Here is a 19,228-nt window from a genome sequence, read left to right as displayed (position 1 = left end):
CGAAGAACAGGATTCAGACCAGGATCAAGCGCTCAAGCGCTCTCGTCTCTCTTAATAACCGCCAGCCAGGAATGCCTGCATTCCTGGTTGGGGTTTTTGAGCTTTTTGCATTTTTTCAGCACGCTGTTGGGTGCTTCCAATTAGCCTTAAGTTTTTCTTGACGAAATGCTAAATTGATAATTCCAAATGTTATCGAAATCTCGCTAAAATGTCCTTCTCCCTCAGGGAGAAGGTGCCAACGGCGGATGAGGGGATCACACATCATTCATTAAATACTTATAAATAACATCCATTACTAAATTAAATTGTTGCTGTACTTCATTATTCCAATAACCTTAAAATTTCATAGCCTGAATTATTAAGAGAGTTAGTCCTTCTATTATCGTATTCATTTTGCCTGCACTCATTCTGCTGACCACCATCTATCTCAATAATTAGGGTCTGTTGACAATTCACTCTTTATAGGCGCAATATATTCTTGTTTTGCGCAAGATCTATCGATTCCGCGAACAAGTCGCGGAAAGTAGGCTTGAACATAATGAAAGGTCAACAGCCCCTAATTTTTTTTCGATACAAATGAAATCTACAATATAGGTACCAATAGGGCATTGTCTTCTGAATTTAAATCCTTGAACTCGTTGTGCCCAGGTGAGTTCCATATTTTAATGTCCATGCAGATGCTGTTTTTGCGTAGGCTTTTTGTATTACCAATTAATCCCATGCATTGAATTCATTTTTGGTTGGACTCAGTATTTTAATAGATAATTTTAATCGTTTTAAGATCCCCTCATCCGCCGTTGGCACCTTCTCCCTGAGGGAGAAGGACATTTTTGCGAGATTTCGATAACACTTGAAATTAAAGATTTAGCATTTCGTCAAGAAAAATTTAAGGCTAATTGGAAGGTTGGGTGTTCGTGATTCATTATTGTCAAATGAACTAAATTAATCTATAATGTTCAATTTTTCACCTCAAAGAGGTTAGTTGATCCAGTATGAACTCTTTAAAAACCCCATCGCAACACGCCGCACACCCCATCGCTCGCCGTATTCCCTGGACGATATGGAAACATGAATTTGATTATCAAGCGGTTGCTCAGGAACTCGCGTTCATGGATTTGGATTTCGACACCTTTTGGCAGCGTGTGAATCGTTGGTACAAACCTTATAAAGCTTTGTTGTGCATGTTCTTGGGGCATCAGGAGGCTTCTTCTGAAGAATTGTTATCTGTGCTCTTGAAGGTTAATAGGAACCATTTGCATGATGTGCTCAAGGCGCTGTTGGTTATGGGACGTATAGATCTTCTGGAGCGTTATATCACGCACCCTGATGTCAAAATGGCTCCTAAAGCTCTGCAACGCTTTTGGATTAGTGGATGCGTTACTGCTGCACAATACGGTACTCTATCGTTCATGCAATTTCTGGCACAGCGCTTAACACCTGCGCAGTGGTGGAATGCGATTGAAGCCGATGATTTTGCTGTGTACATCCAAGCAGCAGCAAATGGTCAAATGGCTTTTTTGCACTATCTTGAAAATAACTCCAATCCTATTAACCGACGTGCGGCTGTACTGGTTCAGAATTCTCGGGCATTCAGAGAGGCGTTATCAAACGGGCATACGGAGATAATAATACATCTGGATACCCTGATGTTACCGGAGTACAGGAACGCAGCGCTTGCAGCGGATGACTTTGGCGCTCTGCTAAAGGCCGCGGCAAACGGTCATACCGCTACCCTGGAATATGCCGAGCGATGGATGACGGAAGAGCACATCATGGCCATGGTTCAGACCAACCGATTTGAGGCGTACCGAAAGGCGGCTGCCAATGGACATGCGGATACCTTGCGGTACCTGGAACGCCGAATGAGTCCAGAAGACATCAATACTGCGATTCGGGAAAATCACTTTGAGGCCTATCAAGAGGCTGCCGCACAGGGATGTGTTGAGATTCTGCAGTATCTTGAGTCGCACATGACGGAAAAACAACGAACTGCTGCAGTTGTCGCCGGTTACTATCAGGCATACCGCCAAGCTGCTATAAACGGCCATGTCGCTGCCATGCAGTACCTGGAGTCACGAATGCTCTCCGGACGCAAGCCTGCCGCATTACGAGCAAATCAATATGAGGTGGTGCGAGCTGCGGCCGAAAGAGGCGATGTTCCGACCCTCGAGCAGTTGCAAACAGGATTAGAAGACTTTATCTGGAGAGAAGCACTGAGTGTCAATGATTTCGAAATCTATGGCAAGGCTGCAGAACAGGGTGATATGGCGTTCCTGCTGTATCTGGAACGTTGTATGACTGAGGAACAAATAGCTGATGCGCGCTCAATGTCTAACTATGAAGGCGATGGCTGCACGCCGTATATTCAGGCCATTAGAAACGGTCATATGGAGATGGTGCAGTACCTCGAATCCCGGATGACGTCTGAACAAGTATTCGAGGCCTGTCAATACAGTGATTTTAACCCCTATGCCTTGACGGACAATCTCGATATACTCAAACACTTGGAGTCTCGTCTGTCCAAGGTACAAATCTACAGTATTGTAAGTGCAGACTCCTGGTCAGCATACCAAGAGGTCTTGAGTGGTTCAAACCTTGCCATTACAGAGTACCTCGAAACTTTTATGACTGTTGATGAAATCAAGCAGAAGTTAAGGGCGCAAGATTATAACGTTTATCATTATGCGATAGGTTCTGGTTGCCTTTCGAACCTCAGGCACATAGAGCAATATCTGGATAAAGCAGAAATTCAGCAAGTGCTTCGAATAAATAACTACGAAAAGTACAGCTATGCCATATATCGTGGCTTTATTGATATTGTGAAGTACTTTGAAGAACACTTTCTATCGCATGAAGAAATTAGGAATATAATTCAATCCCATGGTTATGCATCGGCCCGAACTGTTTTATTAAGAAATAATGAAATCAGCGAGTACATTAAAAGGTTTATGACCCCTGAAGAAATAAATCAGGTGATCCGGAATAACCGTCTTGAGGAATGGGAATATGCTCTTCGCGGCAATAACCTGGAAATCCAGGATCTCCTTGAGGGCTTCATATCACTTGATGAAATGAAGTGGATGCTTCAAAAGAATAATTATCGTTTATTCAAAGAAATTGCCTCCAATGGTCATACCGAAACTCTTCAGCATCTGTTTGCACTAATGCCTTCGGATTTCATGGCGGCAGCACTGCAGTCGAATGATTATGAAGCATACAGAAAGGCTCTTGATAAGTGGCGGGTTGATGTCTTGCCTTACCTTGAGTCCTACATGCCTCCTGAACAAATTTGTGCCGCAATTGTGTCTAATAATTATCGATTGTATGTTTTGGCAATGCGACATCCCGACGTCGGTCCTTATGTGGAGAGACGATTAAAGCAACTGGGATCTCCTCAGATTCCTGACCGGGTTATCGCCGATATCTGCATTGATGCTGCGGCAGTTGGCAATACATCAATTTTGCGGCACCTGGAACGCTCGATGACTCCAGAGTTTTTGAATACTGTACTTCGATGCCTTTGCGGAATTGATGATTTTCAGGTGGTATTCAACACCGAGTCTTTTAGTGAATTTCGCCTCACCCGATGCGCCAAAAAACATCCCGATACACTGTGGCATCTTCTGCACTACCCGACATTTATAGATTGGGCGCTCTTGCACCAGGCGGAGTGTGGTGATGTATTGCCGGTATTTTTGTACGAGCGCTGTGAGGTATGGCGAGCTGAAGCAAGAGCCTTTACCGAGAGTAATCCAGACTCAGTCTTTACGTTGGATGAGGCGAATACCGCTTTTGCTCTGCGTGCGGCAATAGGATTTACTCGACATAACAATCCCTCATCGCAACAGCTTTTGCACTTTTTACTGCATCTACCCAGCGTACGTGCCCAGGCACATACGGTGCTTCTCAATGAGGAAAACGCACTCCTGCGTGCAGCAATTCGTCACCAAAACCAGGGGGCGATTCAACTGCTCATGGCAATACCGCAGGTGCATGATCTGGCGCAAGCCCATAATTATTATGCCGATGACGTTACCGGTGATGTGGACATCCGAACCATAGTAGAGGATAGGGAATCGTCTTTACGTGCTTTATCACCGTTGGAGCAACTTCGCTTCTCTCGTCTTAAAGAACATTATGCGCATACGGCTTTCCTCAGCACAGACCATTTAATGGAAGAGCTACGTGACTATCTACGCAAACGTTATGAAGCCAAACCGGCTCGCATCACTCTTCATGGAAAGGACCTCGTCCTGCCCCTGACCTGGGAGGCGTTTCAGCAGCTTGGCCTCAGCGGGGAAGCGCGCGCCAGTGCATTGAGGGCTTATTACGTACATGATGTGCATACTGCGCTGCGCTGGATACTGAAACCCAACCCATGGATGGCGGTTAATGCGTCCTTTGCTGAGGGGAAACCGGAAACGGGATTGGGTTATGCGCCATTTGAGGGATACAGCAAAGAGATTGTACTTCTTTGGGCTGCGGCAACCGACGAAAAGGCGGAGCCAACCCAGGGGCATACTCTTAAAGGGCGGATCAAACATTTTATCGCTATGCTTGCCCTCATCAATCGCGCCCATAACTGGGATAAAATACGTCCTGCAAAACGCCTTGATGGTAGAGAGGTTATGGAGTATTACGATGATCTGGAAGGCGATAATCCAAGTTGTTTTTCAGGGTGCCTGCGTCGTCTTTTTCATTCGATTATTGGCCATCCTCTGTTGCGTGCACTTGGAACAGAACTTCTTGATGAAGAACTTCGTGAGTTCGCACGAGGGTATTTTGCTTCCCGAATCACCCCTGATAACCTGAAGCAACTTGGTGATATAAAGCAAGTGCTGGTCGATATGGTCGCATTAAATGAGCAGCAGAGCGAACTTCTTCGTGGACTGGACATTTCTGAGCAGGAATTCAATGCGTTTATAGAGAAACTGTCTGAAAAATATAAAATGGAATGGAAGCCAGTCCATGTGGCGTATCTGAAAGAGCGTATTGCGCTTAAAGAAAGTGCCGCCTATCATGTCACTCGACTGTGGTCACTTGTCGATTTTCCACGGCTTCTCGAATCTCAAAAAATATCAGCCACCGCAACGGCATCGACCTCCGGTTTCTTCGCTGCAACCAGTGGAACCGCTTCTTCCTCAGTGCCTGTGAGCGACGACAGAGCGAAGCGCGATCGTCCTGATGAAGATTGCGAAGAACAGGATGCAGACCAGGATCAAGCGCTCAAGCGCACTCGCCTCTCTTAATAAAAGCCAGCCAGGAATGTCTTTATTCCTGGCTGGCTGTTTTGTCTTGTTGCCAGGAGCATTCCAAAAGACTGGCAGTTACCCATTGGCATGGCTATCCTAACCGGAAAGCCTGGTCATTTCGTCTTTTGCACAACCTGTTAATGAGCATCATCCCAATTTGCGCCTGTTCCAATAGAAACCAGTAAGGGAACAGACAGCTCAACCGTATGTTCCATGAGATCATGGATTTTTTTAGTACATGACTCGACTTCTTCATGACGTACTTCGAAAACCAGTTCATCATGTACCTGCATGATCATGCGGGCTGGAGGATTGATTTGCGAATTTTGCCACTTTGCTACGGCAAGCATGGTTTTTTTTATGATGTCTGCGGCTGTACCTTGCATGGGAGCATTGATTGCCATGCGCTCTGCAGCCTTTTGACGCATCATATTTCGGGCATTAATTTCAGGCAAGTACAGCCTTCTTCCAAATAACGTTTCTACATAACCCAGTTGATGCGCTTGCTTTCGAGTACGTTCCATATAGTCGAGTACACCGGGATATCTTTTAAAATAGGTATCAATGTAATGTTGAGCGTCCTGACGTTCTACGCCCAGTTGTTTGGCCAGGCCAAAAGCCGACATACCATAAATCAAACCAAAATTAACCGCTTTGGATTTTCTTCTTTGTTCCGATGTGACCTGATCGAGAGGGGTTTGAAAAATCTCACTGGCTGTGGCGGCATGTATGTCCCATCCATTGGCAAAAGCCTTCAGTAAATTGGTATCTTGAGACAGGTGCGCCATAATCCTTAATTCAATTTGAGAATAATCAGCAGCAAGAATGACACAGCCGGGAGGGGCAATAAATGCCGTTCGAATTAATCTGCCTTCTTCACTTCGTATTGGTATATTTTGCAAATTGGGTTCGCTTGAGGACAAGCGTCCAGTTGCCGCTACTGCCTGATTGTATGAAGTATGAACTCGATGAGTGTTGGGATTTATTTTTTTGGGCAAGGCATCTATATAGGTCGAAACTAATTTGCTTAAGCTGCGATACTCCAATATGACCGCGGCAAGTCTGAAGTCATAAGCCAGTTCCTGTAAAACAGATTCCGCCGTGGATGGTTGACCAGTCGGTGTTTTTGATAGAACCGGTAGTTTCAGTTCATCGAATAAAATCTCCTGTAATTGCTTTGGGGAATTGAGATTGAATGGTCTTCCAGCCAATTGAAGCGCTTCGTTTTCCAACTCTCCAATGCGCTCTTTCAATCGTTTGCCATGATCGTTCAGGGTTCTGGAGTCGATTAATACACCATAACGCTCCATATCAGCAAGCACGGTGAGTAAGGGCATTTCAATAGTCTGAAATACTTCGCGCAATGGTTCATCCATCATAGGATATAATTTATGGTGAAGCTGTAAGGTGATGTCGGCGTCTTCTGCGGCATAGATCCCTGCCTTGGCTACAGGTATCTGGTCAAATCTGAGTTGTTTCGCGCCTTTTCCGGCAATTTCCTCAAAACTGATGGTTTTAACGCCTAAATATTTTAATGCTAATGTGTCCATGTCATGACGTCCAGCACTGCTGTTGAGTACATAGGACTCTAACATGGTGTCGTAGGCTATTCCTTTTAAGGTTATGCCATGGTTCTTAAACACTTCATAATCGTACTTTATATTCTGGCCAATTTTTTTTATATCAGGATGTTCCAGTATGGGTTTTAAAGCGGTTAAAACTTCTTCCCGATTCAGTTGAGGACTGCCATCTGTATGTATTAAAGGGATGTACATCCCTTTGCCTTCCTCAATGGCCATTGAGATCCCAACAATTTCTGCTTCCATGAAGTCAAGGCTGGTCGTTTCAGTATCAACAGAAAAAATGGAACTTTGTTCCAATTGATTTAACCAGTGGTTTAATTGTTGATTGGTTGTAATGATTTCATAGGATTGATAGGACGCATTCGATTCATCCGTTTGAACGTGTTGATTTTCTTCCTGTCCTAATAATTCTTTAAGCCAGTTCTTGAATTCCAATTCACGAGTCAGGTCGATTAATTGTTCTTTGTCTGCTGGCTTTGGTTTTAAATCATTCAGGGTTAAAGGAAGATCCAGATCTGTTTTTATGGTGACCAGTTTTTTGGATAAGGCCAGTTGAGGGATGCAGGCGCGTAGATGTTCGCCAATTTTACCGCCAATGTCATCTGCATGTTGAATCAGGTTATCCAGAGTTTTGTATTCATCCAACCATTTGACTGCGGTTTTAGGGCCGCACTTGGTCACTCCGGGCACGTTATCAACCGAATCACCAACAAGCGTCAGGTAATCAATGATTTGCTCCGGTGCTACGCCAAATTTTTCTCGAACCCCCGCTTCATCCATACTGTAATTGCTCATGGTATTGATCAAGGAAACATGCTGGTTGACTAATTGAGCCATATCCTTGTCTCCAGTCGATATGACCACCGGCAAACCAAGTTCTGTTGCCTGACGGGCTAATGTGCCAATAACATCATCTGCTTCAACACCATCGATTATGAGCAAGGGCAGACCCATAGCCTGCAAAAGCTGGATTAAGGGTTGGAATTGAGAACTGAGTTCTACAGGCATGGGCGGTCTGTGCGCTTTATATTCAGGATACCACTCATCTCGAAATGTTTTTCCTTTTGCATCAAAAACCACCGCCAGTTCTTCAGGTTGGTAGTCCTTTATCAGTTTTTTTATCATGTTGGCAACCCCGTAGACTGCTCCAGTGGGTTGCCCTTTTGAATTGGTTAAGGGAGGGAGGGCATGAAATGCACGAAAAAAATAAGATGATCCATCAACCAGTATTAACGGGGCTTTCATATTTATTCCGCCTCTTGTGTGGCTAAACGCTTATTTAGGGATGCAACCTGTTCGGTCAAAGTTTTTATATTTTTGCGCATTAACGGGATGCGATTGACCGACAGTTCGTGTTTTATTGCCAAATCTTTTGGGCGTGCGGGATTGCCTAAATATATGGTTCCCTCTTTTAAATGTTTATTGGGTGGGACTCCTGTGCGAGCACCAAGAATAACACCATCGTCGATACGAACATGATCACTGACACCGACATTCGCGGCAAAAATCACGTTATTGCCTGTTGTCGTGCTTCCGGCAATCCCGGTAAAGCCGCATAAAATATTGTTTTTGCCCAATTTAACCGAGTGTGCAACTTGAACCAGGTTGTCAATTTTAGTCCCCTGACCAATCACGGTTGCCCCCATTGTGGCTCTGTCGACAGCGGTATTGGCACCAATTTCGACATCGTTTTCAATAATTACCCGGCCTAAATGAGGTACTTTAAGATGTTGTCCGTCGACAAAAGTATAGCCAAATCCATCCGAACCAATAACAGTTGATGCGTGAATCGTTACCCCTGACCCTATCTGAGTATTATCGTATACCGTTACATGAGCGTGTATGGTGGTGTTATCCCCCATTACGACGTCATGGCCAATGTGTATGTGACTTTTAAGGATGCAGTTGTTCCCTATTGTGCTTCCCGATTCAATCACGACGTAAGGACCGATAGACACGCCTTCACCCAGTTGAACGCCTTCACCTATAACCGCAGTTGGATGAATGCCTGCAGTTGCTTTTTTAGGAGGATTAAAATGATTGAGTAATTTAATAAAGGCCTTGAAAGGATGTTGAACCTGTATCAAGGGTTTGTTGGATTTTATTGTTGATTGACCCACTAATATGGCGGCTGCTTCAGATTGTTCTGCCAATTCAATATTGCCTTCACCCTCGGCAAAAACTAATGAGCCGGGAGTAATATTATCTATAGGGGATAATGAGGATATTAAAATAGAGTCATCACCTACTACAACTCCATGAACCAGATTTGCTATATCACAAAGTGAGGTATTCATTCATTAACCTTTTTATTCTGCAAAATAGATCGATTATATACCCCTTATTCCCCATTTTCGAGCGAATACGGAGATAAATCAGTACGGTTTCATTGTTTTGTCATATGCAGATGTGGGTTGTTAATTCGCTTTCGCGAGGATGATCTATAAAAAGTGAGGATCGTTTAGGAACAGGCGGGGAACATCGATATCGGAATTGTCAACAGACCTTAGGGGCTGTTGACATTTCATTATTTTCAAGTCTACTTTCCGCGACTTGTTCGCGGAATCAATAGATCTTGCTCAAAACAAGAATATATTGCGCCTATAAAGATTGAATTGGATCCCGTGAACAAGTCGCGGGACGTCGAAAGTTGAATTGTCAACAGACCCTAATATTTCAATAGAAAAAAAAACTTAAATAAGGTATAAAAAAAGGTAATGAGCAGTTAATTCAATGGTTCATTTTCTGAGTTTATTGGTCAGACTCATGTGAAATCAAAAGGATGGGATATGTTAAAAAGAATAATGATCGCTGGGTTAGGGGCTTCTTTTTCAATGAGTGTTTCTGCCGCAGAATTGGTTTATCAAGAAGAAATACCTGTACTTTGGTCGTCGATAATTACCTTAAGTGGCGGTGCTTCCTGGGCTTCTCCCGGGCAAAATCAATATCTGTATCCTGAACCGATTCCGCATTTTGATTACTATGCCTACAATTCGAAGACCGGTGTGATGGGAAATGCAGAAATTTTCTTTGGATTGCAGCGTATGGTTCGACCTAATATCCTGGGGGAATTGGGATTGGGTGTGGCTGGAGCCAGTGATGCCAAAGTGACCGGTACAGTCAATGTTGACGGGGTTCCTGATTTTTATTCATTTCAGTATAAAGTCAATCACGTTCGGGTTGAGATGAAGGGCAGGCTCATCGGAAATTTGGTTCAGCCTGTACAGCCTTATATTAGCGGCAGTTTTGGAGCTGGATTTAATAATTCACATGGATTCAACTCATTATCAGTCAACCCTTATTTATACCCATCGCCCTGGTTTGCTGATAGCACAACCATCGCCTTTTCTTATACTCTGGGCGCAGGGGTGCAGTTAATGCTTAATCCTAATTGGCAGGTTGCCGTTGGATATGAATGGGGAGATTGGGGTAAAAGTTATTTGGGGGATGATGGCAATACGATTTCCAAAGGACCGCGATTATCTCATCTTTATACCAATGAATTATTGTTTAGCTTAAGTTATTTGTTTACCTAGTGTTCTTTCAATGAGCGAAAGAACACCGGTGATGGTCAGCCTCTGTATTTGCGCAGTACTAATGCTGCGTTTGCACCACCAAAAGCAAAATGATTGGATAAAGCAATTTCAATCGCTTTGGGACGAGAGACATTGGGTACGTAGTCCAGATCGCAGGCAGGATCAGGGGTGTTTAAATTGATGGTGGGTAACAGGATGTCGTTCTGCAAACACAAGGTTGTGGCTATAATTTCCATGGCGCCAGCGGCACCTATTGTATGCCCTGTCATGGCTTTTTGAGCTGTGATGGGGATTTCATACGCCTTTGCTCCAAAAACAGATTTTATGGTCTCCGTTTCTGTACTGTCATTTAACTGAGTTCCGGTGCCATGAGCATTGATGTAATGGATGTCATTTATAGATAATTTGGCATCATTTAATGCGGCAGTGATTGCACGGGATTGGCCTTGAGAATTAGGTGCTGTGACGTGAAACGCATCGCAGCTGGCACCAAAACCAATGATTTCACCGAGAATTTTTGCTCCTCTTGCTTTAGCTTGCTGGAGCTCTTCCAAAATTAGTATGCCGGCACCATCGGCCATGACCATTCCATCTCGATTTAAATCGAAGGGACGACTGGCTTGAGAGGGGTTTTCATTGTTTGTTGACATGACGCGCAGTTTACACCAGCCAGCCATTACTGATTCCCAAATCAGAGACTCTGTTCCACCACATAACGCGGTAGAAATGTTTCCCTGGGATATTTGTTGATAAGCAGTGCCTATGGCTTCTCCGGAAGAAACACAGGCATTGGATATGGTGGAGTTGGGTCCACCAATACCAAAAGCAATGGCTACGTGATTCGCAACAGAGTTTGGCATTCCTCGAATCACACTCAAAGGCGGGATTTTTTTCCAGCTTTCAGTATAAAATGCCTTATAGCCTACTTCCAACTCAGGGTGACCACCAAGGCTTGTACCGATGTACGTTCCTGCAGACGCAAGATCTTCTGCCGTCAGCCCAGCCTGTTCAATCGCATGATGTGCACAATACAAGGCATACTGAGCTGCTTTGGGATAGCGTTTGCTTTTATTAAATTCTGGAAAATTATCCAGTGATAAATCCGTTATTTCCCCAGCAATTTGAGTGGTATAAGGGGACGGATCATAGGCTTGTATTCGTTTGATCCCACATAGACCCTGGATTGCGGCATTCCAAAATTTATTAATTCCAGTTCCAATGGAAGAAGTAATTTCCATGCCAGTGATCACAACCCTTTTTTTCATTAATGGTCCTTTTTATTCAATATATGATGCCTTCCTTTAGGCAGCTATCAGCAATACTAAAGGTGAGGTTTAAATAATGTCAAGCTCTAATTAATATTAGTTTCAGCGGACTTGAAGCAGCGTTTATGAACGAGGTCGGGTAGGTTCGTTAATCTAAAGCTGCCACGTTCTGTAGTGTTAATCATCTGAACATTATGAAGATACTGCCGAATCATAGTTTTTGTAATTGCTTTAAGTTTATTTCCCAGTAGTCACAGGCATTTTGGATAAGAAAACCCAGTCTTGAATACAAGTTAAGCGCTTTAAGATTATGTGTTTCAACATCCAGATTAAGGTGAGGTTTACCTTCGATTAATGCTTGATTGATGCAATAAGTAATTAAAGAGGTTCCTAAACCTTTACCTTGATATGCGGGTAATATGGCGATATCGGAAAGAGTGGCTCCATTTTCTTGCCAACGAATATGGGCTTTCCCAATGGGTTTGTTATTTTTTATTGCAATGATGATTTGGTATTCTCTTCCTTCGATTATATGCTGGAATCGCTCAACCGATTCGACGTAATGTTTGGGAAAGCAGACTTTATCAATGGCTGATAAAACAGGAATATCATTCATGTCGGCTTTACGAAAAGTCAACGATTTATTCGTATCAAGTAAAGGGTTTAACTCTTCCCGCTCCATGTTATATTCACTATGAAGGTAAGTAAATCCCTTTTCAAGTAACCATGGATCATTAAGATGTGAAGGACTTGAGAAAATCAATCGCTGAAATTCATGGTATTCAATAATGGGTATTATCGATTCTATGAGCTGCCTTGCTATTCCTCGTTTGCGTTCTGAGGGTTTTACCATAAGTGCGATTTCAACAGCATCTTCATAAAAGAAATAAGCACTTAAAAATCCGATTAACTCTTCCTTTTCATAATAAAGCAAGCTGGCTGGCAATGTACGAACCTGGCTCAATATATGGGTATAGGTATTGGGTATGCTTCCATCTGATTTTTTACAAATGGCCATTAACCCTTCGAGTTCCTTGAGTTGATGCTGATTAAGTTGGTTAAAGTTGGTAATCATAGTGGTGTTTATTATTTATATTTATTATTGCTAAGATTAGCGCGTTTTACCGAGAATTGCTTATTTTTTAGAAAAAAGTTTGAGATAAGCACCATAACCCCTTTGCGCCATTTGATCTTTGGGGATAAATTCTAAAGAAGCCGAATTAATGCAGTATCGAAGCCCTGTGGGTTGAGGGCCGTCATTAAAAAGATCCCCCAAGTGTGAGTCACCAATTTTTGATTTGACTTCAGTGCGTGTAAAAAATAGATAATGTCTGCCGGTATGCAAGGAAATAAATTGCATGTCGATGGGTTTGGTAAAACTTGGCCAGCCAGTTCCAGAGGAAAATTTATCAGTAGAGCTAAATAAGGGTTCTCCTGAAACAATATCGACGTAGATTCCTTCAGCCTCATTATCCCAATACGCATTTTTGAATGGTGGCTCAGTCGCGCCTTCCTGGGTCACTTCATATTGCAAAGGAGTGAGTTGCTTCAGTTTTTGTTCCTTATCAAATGTAGGATTTGCTTGAGTCAGAAAACTGATGAAACAAAAGAAGGCTACTAAAACGTATTTAATTGGATTCATGAGACCATACCTCTTCTACTCGAGAATCCCTGCCGCAACGGTATCGATAATATTTATAGCGAATCGGGTTTTTTTGATAATAATTTTGATGGTATTCCTCCGCGGGATAAAAATGTGTCGAAGGAGCTATTTCAGTATAGATATTGGGAAATGAAGGCATTAATGATTTTTTGATTGCTTCAGCCACTGTTTTTTGTTCTTCATTTAAATAGAAAACAGCGCTACGGTATTGATGCCCCTGATCACAGAATTGACCATTTTGGTTTGTTGGATCGATGTGTCTGAAAAAATAGTCAACGAGTTGTTTGTAGCTGAGTTTATTAGGGTCGAATTCTACCAGAACTGATTCTGCGTAGTTAGTCCCTCCAGCGGATACCTGTTCATAGGTTGGGTTTTTAATGGTATCACCATCATAACCAGAGGTTGTTGAGATGACCCCGGGAAGATGATCAAAATCAGCTTCCATGCACCAGAAACATCCTCCGGCAAAAATTGCCTGTTCGGTTTTGGCAAAGCCTATGGATGCTGTGAGTAGCAGGAGGCAGATAATAACTGAACGAATGAAGGGATCTTTCATGTTGGTTCCCTGTCTTGATGTTTCTGAGTGATGTCACATCATTGAATTAAGTTTAGTACAAATCAACAAGCAGGGTTGCTGTTTTTTTTAAATTCCATCATGCGTATCCATGCCGTTATACAAACCAGAATACAAAACAGCCATGCTAAAGGATTAAAATATTCGGGGCATAAGGTCATGACAATAAAGAAAATGAATGCTTCTGCTCGTTCCATTAAACCCGGGCTGTAGTGAAAACTTTTATGTGTGGTGTTGTTGGTAAATATCCCCACAACCAGAAAGCTGGTAATGCACAGCAGGATACTGCCTAACATCAAAATAGAGGCAAGGGCGTTTTGGACAGGATTCACTAAATAAAATGCAAAAATCACTGCAAATTCAACGGTTCGGTCAATGAGAATATCCATTGCAGAGCCAAAATCAGTTGATTTGCCTTGATAGCGGGCTAGTGAGCCATCAAGAGTATCCAGATACCCTGATACCAGGAGGCAGGCAATAGCTAAAAATGGTTTATTCAATAATAGGCACGGAATAAATAATAAACCAAAGAAGCCGGATAACCAGGTCATCGATAATGGTGTTATTCGCGTATTTAAACGGCGGACTAAAGGATCAACTAACAATCGTTGATAATGATGTCTTAATGTTTGTTCCAACATACTGTTTCCCTTCTTTGTTCATGAAGTCATGATTGCTGTGCTTTTTAAGCGGCTGCCCTGTTAAGAAGCCCTCCATTAACTAATGACAAAAAACACCACAAAAATCAGGCTTAAAATAATGACCAAGGGACTTTGCTTTTGTCGGGTTAACAGTTTGAGCATACTGTAAAGGATAATTCCTCCTCCAATACCATTTGCAATGGAGCCAGTGAAGGGAATCATCATGATGGTTAGCATGCATGGTGCGGTTTCACTAATATCGGGTAATTTCATATCGGTTAAATGTTTCATCATGCAACATGCTACATACAATAAGGCTGGACCAACAGCGAAACTTGGAATCATTTTGGCTAGAGGAAAAAAGAAGAGCATCAAGATAAATCCAGCTGCGATAACCAATGCGGTCATACCGGTTCTTCCACCCGCTTCAATTCCAGTAGCTGATTCTATATAGGGAGAGGTGCTTGCTGAACCCAAAAGTCCTGCTAAAGAGGATGCAGCGGCATCTGCAGTTAAACTGTAACTTAAACGTTTGGGATAATTGTGTTCCTGTTTGAATACGGTAGGATTGAGTAGTCCGATTAAAGTGCCTGTTGCATCAAATATGGCAATGAGGAAAAAGGTAAAGATAGCCTTTAATGCGGTTATACTGGTAAGACCAGAAAAATTAAGCTTTAAAAAAGTGGGCTCCATAGAGGGCGGTAAGGCAACCAAACCCTGCCAGGAAGTTAATCCGAGCATCAGACTCAATGCCGCGATACTGAGAATACTGATAATAATCGCGCCGGGTATGCGGTAATAATCAAGAGCTAATATCAGTAAAAAGCCTAAGAAAAACAAGCCGATTTCAGAATGGTTGAGATTTCCAAGACGCATTAAACTGTGGGGATCATCAATAACAATATGATTGGTTTGTAAGGCAATTAAGGCAATTAACAAACTAATACCAATTAAAATCGCAATTTGTAAATTGTACGGTATGGCTTCAATCAACAGGCGACGCAGGCCAGTCAAGGTGACCAACAGAAACAATAGACCTGAGATGAATACCATGGCCAGCGCATGCTGCCAATCAATTCCCATCCCCTGGACTACGCTATAAGAAAAATAAATATTTAATGCCATACCGGGTGCAACGCCAATGGGCGTATTGGCAATCAATCCAGTAAGGGCGCAGGCAAAAGCCGTAACCAAGCAGGTCGCGGTAAATACAGCCCCCTGATCCATACCCGCATCATGCAAAATTGCAGGATTAACGAAGGCAATATACACCATGGTAAGGAAGGTTGTCATTCCTGCCAGGACCTCGGTTCTAAGGGTGGTTCCATTCAAAAAATTGGATTTTAAAATGTTCATCAGAAGATAGATTGGTAGGAAAATATAATGCTACACAAAGACGAGGGTTATTTGCAACTGAACTGATGCGGTTTTATGAATTAAGCTGTTGGCACAAGTTGTTAGAAATTATTTCGTTGCCTAAATAATCAGTGATGATTTAACGGTTCAAATTAAAAATGGAAATTTGATATAGCGAGGACAATTTCTATTGTGATTAAGACAATAATAATGATTTCCAGGTTATGCCCATGACGGTTTTCCAGATAATTATTGAACATATCAAAAATCTCATTGAGCGTATCCAGTCGGTGGTTGATTGCATTAACTCTTCTTTGGATATGCAAATAACGCTCGAGCATGGTGAAATGCTCTTCGAGAGTGGGGTGCTGCCAAAAGTATTTGGGGTGATAAAGGAAATTACTGATTAGATTCAACTCACTCTTGGCCCCCAGAATTTCTCCAATGACCTGTTGGATTTGTTTACGGCTAATTGGCATTTCACCTTTATGAGACAAACTTTGAATCATTGGATTGTATTTATCAATCAGCGCTTCAATGATTGTTTCAAAATATTGCAATTTTACTGATTGAGAAAAACCATAGGACAAACTGAGCTTCAGCTCATCGCTGTCATCTTCCATCGTTAAACAGTCCACATCAAAGAAATCATGAGGTTCGATTGCTGTTTTGTTGGCGATTTGATAATGAAATTCATCATGGACTAATATCGCAACAGGCTTATCGATCAGGAGTTTAATCGTGTTCAGATAGTTATTGATTTCATATCGTTTAATGCCCCATGAAACGACTGTACCGTTCTTAAAAATAAACACAGTGTGATGTTTATGGGTATGAGAATTCAGTTTGAGCACATCTCGAGTTTTAGTTGAGTTGTATTCATTCGATAAATTTTTAAAATGGCTGTCTAAACGCGCTAAGTCAATCGATTTGGCAACACAAAAGCTTAAGCATTCCATGGTTATGATGATCCACAAATTGATAAGGCGTTTGCAGTACAATCAATTTGAGGCAAACGCCAATTATTAGCTTAAGTATACAATAATTTCAAAATTATTACACGCTATCTGCTGTCTCACGGCCTGGATAGGCTTTTTTCCGGTCGGTTGCTCCACCTAGCCATTGTGGGCATACTTCCAGAACTTCCGCGATTTTATCCAGTTGTTCCTTATTTGGAAGTACATGACCAAAAATCATTGAGTTTGCCAAATGGCGCGTAACTCCAAATACTTTTGAAACTGCTTTGGTTTTTTCAGTTAATTCTTCTGGAAAGCCCAGCGCAGCTAATTCGCGATTAAAGCGTTGTGAAAACACTTTACTGTTCATTTTCTCGCTCCATGAAAAAATAATTAATTCAGCACTGCCTTAAGGAGTGGCTGACCCTACATCAACACCTCGTCAATCCATGAACCAGGTAAGAGTGTTATAACTTATTTTTTTTCAATAGCAAAGACTTTTTATTAAAAAAATCAATTATTTTCATTGAGTTATCGTGTACATAGCAATATGCCCAAGGAATGTTCGTCTAGAAAAATGAGGGGGCATATCCGCCAATTCACTGTCTTATGACAACAATTTAACAGTACATTGGAGGATTGAATCATGATTCAATCCTTTGAATAGGACGGAGGTACTACCATTAAGGTCACTGTTGTAAACTGTTGTCGGTATTTATTGCTAAGGGGGATTTCAACACACTTAAAATCCTGGGCTAAAAACTGTGTTTTTAATTGATGATTTTTGATTGGGTCACATCCTTGTATAACCATCATCAATCCCTGCCTTTTTAATTCCCGTTTATCAAGCCATGGACTGAGTCTAAATGAATAAGCTTCAAGCAATTTGGGCCTGTTGGGTAGGTAGGCAGCAAGGTAATAATCGTAATTTTCATCGCCAGCTACATAGCGCAAGGGCTTATTGGTAAAGTGATTCCAATAGCGTTGTGCTTCCTGGGCCAACATATAACTGGGATTATTGGTTCGGGTGTATTTTGAGGAACAATAGTTGGCAGCCATATAGATTCCCAGACTGCCTGAATGTATTAATAACGCCATAAAAAGCAGGGGTTTTAGAAGCGCCGTTCTGCTTTTTAATTGAAAATAGGACATTATTGCTGGCACTGTGAATGAAAAGAATGGAAAACCCCATTCAGGCTGTATTTTCAGGCCAACAATAAATGAGATTAGAATAACCAAACATAAAGGAGCAATTCCCAGATAAACTAAAAAGTTCCATTTCTCCTTGGGTTTTTCATTACGAGCGGGATGTATTCGCTTGGTTTTAATCAACAGAATCAGTATTGCCAGTGCCGGCGCAATGTGCCCTAGTTGTTCACGTAACGCTTTGATGGGATAGGACATATGAGGGTGAAGTGTATAATAACTTGGGTCTTCACTTACTTTGCCATGAATAAACTCCAGGGTTAAAAAACCATGTTGGGCTACAGACATTAGATGCGGTGTGAGTATCAATAGTGTGAGTCCCATAGCCATCACTAATTTGAATAAAAATTTATATTCAAAATGCCTTAGCAGATAGATCAGCGTAATAAAAATGATGAGCAGGGATTCATATTTAGCCAGTATTGATCCTGCTGTGACTAGCGCCAAAAAAATCCAGTCTTGTATTCGATTTGTATGGATGCAGCGATCAAAAAAGTAACAGATCATGATCCAAAAAGGGAGCATGATGGTGTTTTGATTAAATTGAAGAACGAAATTAGCTTGATAATACAGGCAAAAGGAGGACATCATGCATGCGACAACAGCATCTTGAGAGCCTAAATAGCGTTTTGTTAATAGGAATATAAACAGCAAACTCGTCGATAAACATAAAACACTTGCACTAAAAGTCGCCACTTCATTATTGGCGAAGAGAAGACTCATAAAATTGATAAGCCAGGTGCCAAGAGGAGGATGGCGATTATAGCTCCATGACCAAGAGTGTCCCCAACTCAGGTTTTGTGCGGAGTCTGGTAATACTGATTGGTATCCAATAGAAGGGATCAAGATATAAATTAATGAGAAACCCAGAATAAAGAAGCCGAATACCTGTTTCGGATTAGTCGCTTCTGCATCGCGCATCAGGTATGTCTTCAGTGCTGATAAAGGACTAAACAAGTACTGTGTACGCATTAATATTATCCTGTTTGGGCTGAAAATGAACCCAGTGTATTCGATTGCCTTATTCTATGGAAGCATGGAACAAATCTTCTGTATTCAGAAAGTCAATCATAATGGTTTTCGCTCAACCTGCAAGCAAATCTGACTTTTCCCCAAGATTCTATATTTGTGACCAAGAGTCAGGGTCTTCGCTGCGAGAATTCGGCTTAGATTTATTTAACGGCAGTTACCTGATG

The 19,228-nt window shown here is 42.1% G+C and carries 15 protein-coding genes; 2 read left to right on the top strand and 13 right to left on the bottom strand.

Going from position 1 to position 19,228, the window contains the following annotated elements; genetic code table 11:
• Positions 1 to 321: 321 nt before the first annotated feature.
• A complete protein-coding gene (locus G543_RS19595) occupies positions 322 to 456 on the bottom strand; it encodes a DUF559 domain-containing protein (protein WP_082650303.1) in 135 nt (44 codons plus the stop codon).
• 38 nt (positions 457 to 494) lie between these two features.
• Positions 495 to 659, bottom strand: a complete 165-nt coding sequence (locus G543_RS18835) for a DUF559 domain-containing protein (protein WP_081675701.1) — start codon at positions 657 to 659, stop codon at positions 495 to 497.
• A gap of 333 nt (positions 660 to 992) precedes the next feature.
• Here G543_RS18835 and G543_RS0116290 point away from each other — a divergent pair, with 333 nt between their 5' ends.
• On the top strand, positions 993 to 5,249 hold the full coding sequence (locus G543_RS0116290) for a sel1 repeat family protein (protein WP_028385478.1): 4,257 nt from the start codon (positions 993 to 995) through the stop codon (positions 5,247 to 5,249).
• A gap of 140 nt (positions 5,250 to 5,389) precedes the next feature.
• On the opposite strand, the gene polA is transcribed toward G543_RS0116290, so the two are convergent.
• Both polA and lpxD read right to left on the bottom strand, forming a co-directional pair.
• Entirely contained in the window at positions 5,390 to 8,080 is a 2,691-nt protein-coding gene (polA, locus tag G543_RS0116285; protein ID WP_028385477.1) for a DNA polymerase I, read from the bottom strand.
• A 2-nt stretch (positions 8,081 to 8,082) separates the two neighbouring features.
• Positions 8,083 to 9,132 (bottom strand): UDP-3-O-(3-hydroxymyristoyl)glucosamine N-acyltransferase, encoded by a 1,050-nt coding sequence (gene lpxD, locus G543_RS0116280; protein WP_028385476.1) that lies wholly within the window; start codon positions 9,130 to 9,132, stop codon positions 8,083 to 8,085.
• A 492-nt stretch (positions 9,133 to 9,624) separates the two neighbouring features.
• Here lpxD and G543_RS0116275 point away from each other — a divergent pair, with 492 nt between their 5' ends.
• Complete coding sequence (locus G543_RS0116275; protein ID WP_028385475.1) at positions 9,625 to 10,371, top strand: outer membrane protein; 747 nt, start codon at positions 9,625 to 9,627, stop codon at positions 10,369 to 10,371.
• 35 nt (positions 10,372 to 10,406) lie between these two features.
• Here the strand turns inward: G543_RS0116275 and G543_RS0116270 are convergent, their stop codons facing one another.
• From G543_RS0116270 to G543_RS0116230, 9 genes are all read right to left on the bottom strand, one after another.
• Positions 10,407 to 11,636 (bottom strand): beta-ketoacyl-[acyl-carrier-protein] synthase family protein, encoded by a 1,230-nt coding sequence (locus tag G543_RS0116270; RefSeq protein WP_028385474.1) that lies wholly within the window; start codon positions 11,634 to 11,636, stop codon positions 10,407 to 10,409.
• Between the two features lie 211 nt (positions 11,637 to 11,847).
• The gene (locus G543_RS0116265; protein WP_028385473.1) at positions 11,848 to 12,711 is read right to left on the bottom strand and encodes a GNAT family N-acetyltransferase; all 864 of its coding nucleotides are present in this window, start codon (positions 12,709 to 12,711) and stop codon (positions 11,848 to 11,850) included.
• A 60-nt stretch (positions 12,712 to 12,771) separates the two neighbouring features.
• The gene (msrB, locus tag G543_RS0116260; RefSeq protein WP_028385472.1) at positions 12,772 to 13,278 is read right to left on the bottom strand and encodes a peptide-methionine (R)-S-oxide reductase MsrB; all 507 of its coding nucleotides are present in this window, start codon (positions 13,276 to 13,278) and stop codon (positions 12,772 to 12,774) included.
• Positions 13,265 to 13,855 carry a peptide-methionine (S)-S-oxide reductase MsrA gene (gene msrA, locus G543_RS0116255; RefSeq protein ID WP_035922590.1) on the bottom strand — a complete coding sequence of 197 codons (591 nt, stop codon included), beginning with the start codon at positions 13,853 to 13,855 and terminating at the stop codon, positions 13,265 to 13,267. The genes msrB and msrA overlap by 14 nt, the downstream gene beginning before the upstream one ends.
• Positions 13,856 to 13,917: 62 nt before the next feature.
• The gene (locus G543_RS0116250) at positions 13,918 to 14,514 is read right to left on the bottom strand and encodes a CDP-alcohol phosphatidyltransferase family protein (RefSeq protein ID WP_028385470.1); all 597 of its coding nucleotides are present in this window, start codon (positions 14,512 to 14,514) and stop codon (positions 13,918 to 13,920) included.
• Between the two features lie 75 nt (positions 14,515 to 14,589).
• On the bottom strand, positions 14,590 to 15,870 hold the full coding sequence (locus G543_RS0116245; protein WP_028385469.1) for an NCS2 family permease: 1,281 nt from the start codon (positions 15,868 to 15,870) through the stop codon (positions 14,590 to 14,592).
• Between the two features lie 152 nt (positions 15,871 to 16,022).
• A complete protein-coding gene (locus G543_RS0116240) occupies positions 16,023 to 16,829 on the bottom strand; it encodes an RMD1 family protein (RefSeq protein ID WP_028385468.1) in 807 nt (268 codons plus the stop codon).
• Positions 16,830 to 16,926: 97 nt separating this feature from the next.
• The gene (locus tag G543_RS0116235) at positions 16,927 to 17,196 is read right to left on the bottom strand and encodes a hypothetical protein (protein WP_028385467.1); all 270 of its coding nucleotides are present in this window, start codon (positions 17,194 to 17,196) and stop codon (positions 16,927 to 16,929) included.
• A gap of 281 nt (positions 17,197 to 17,477) precedes the next feature.
• Complete coding sequence (locus G543_RS0116230; protein ID WP_028385466.1) at positions 17,478 to 19,004, bottom strand: glycosyltransferase family 39 protein; 1,527 nt, start codon at positions 19,002 to 19,004, stop codon at positions 17,478 to 17,480.
• Between the last annotated feature and the right edge of the window lie 224 nt (positions 19,005 to 19,228).

It is taken from the genome of Legionella moravica DSM 19234 (assembly GCF_000423305.1).
In the GTDB taxonomy this organism is placed as follows: domain Bacteria; phylum Pseudomonadota; class Gammaproteobacteria; order Legionellales; family Legionellaceae; genus Legionella; species Legionella moravica.
This window is presented reverse-complemented; position numbering and strand designations above follow the sequence as displayed.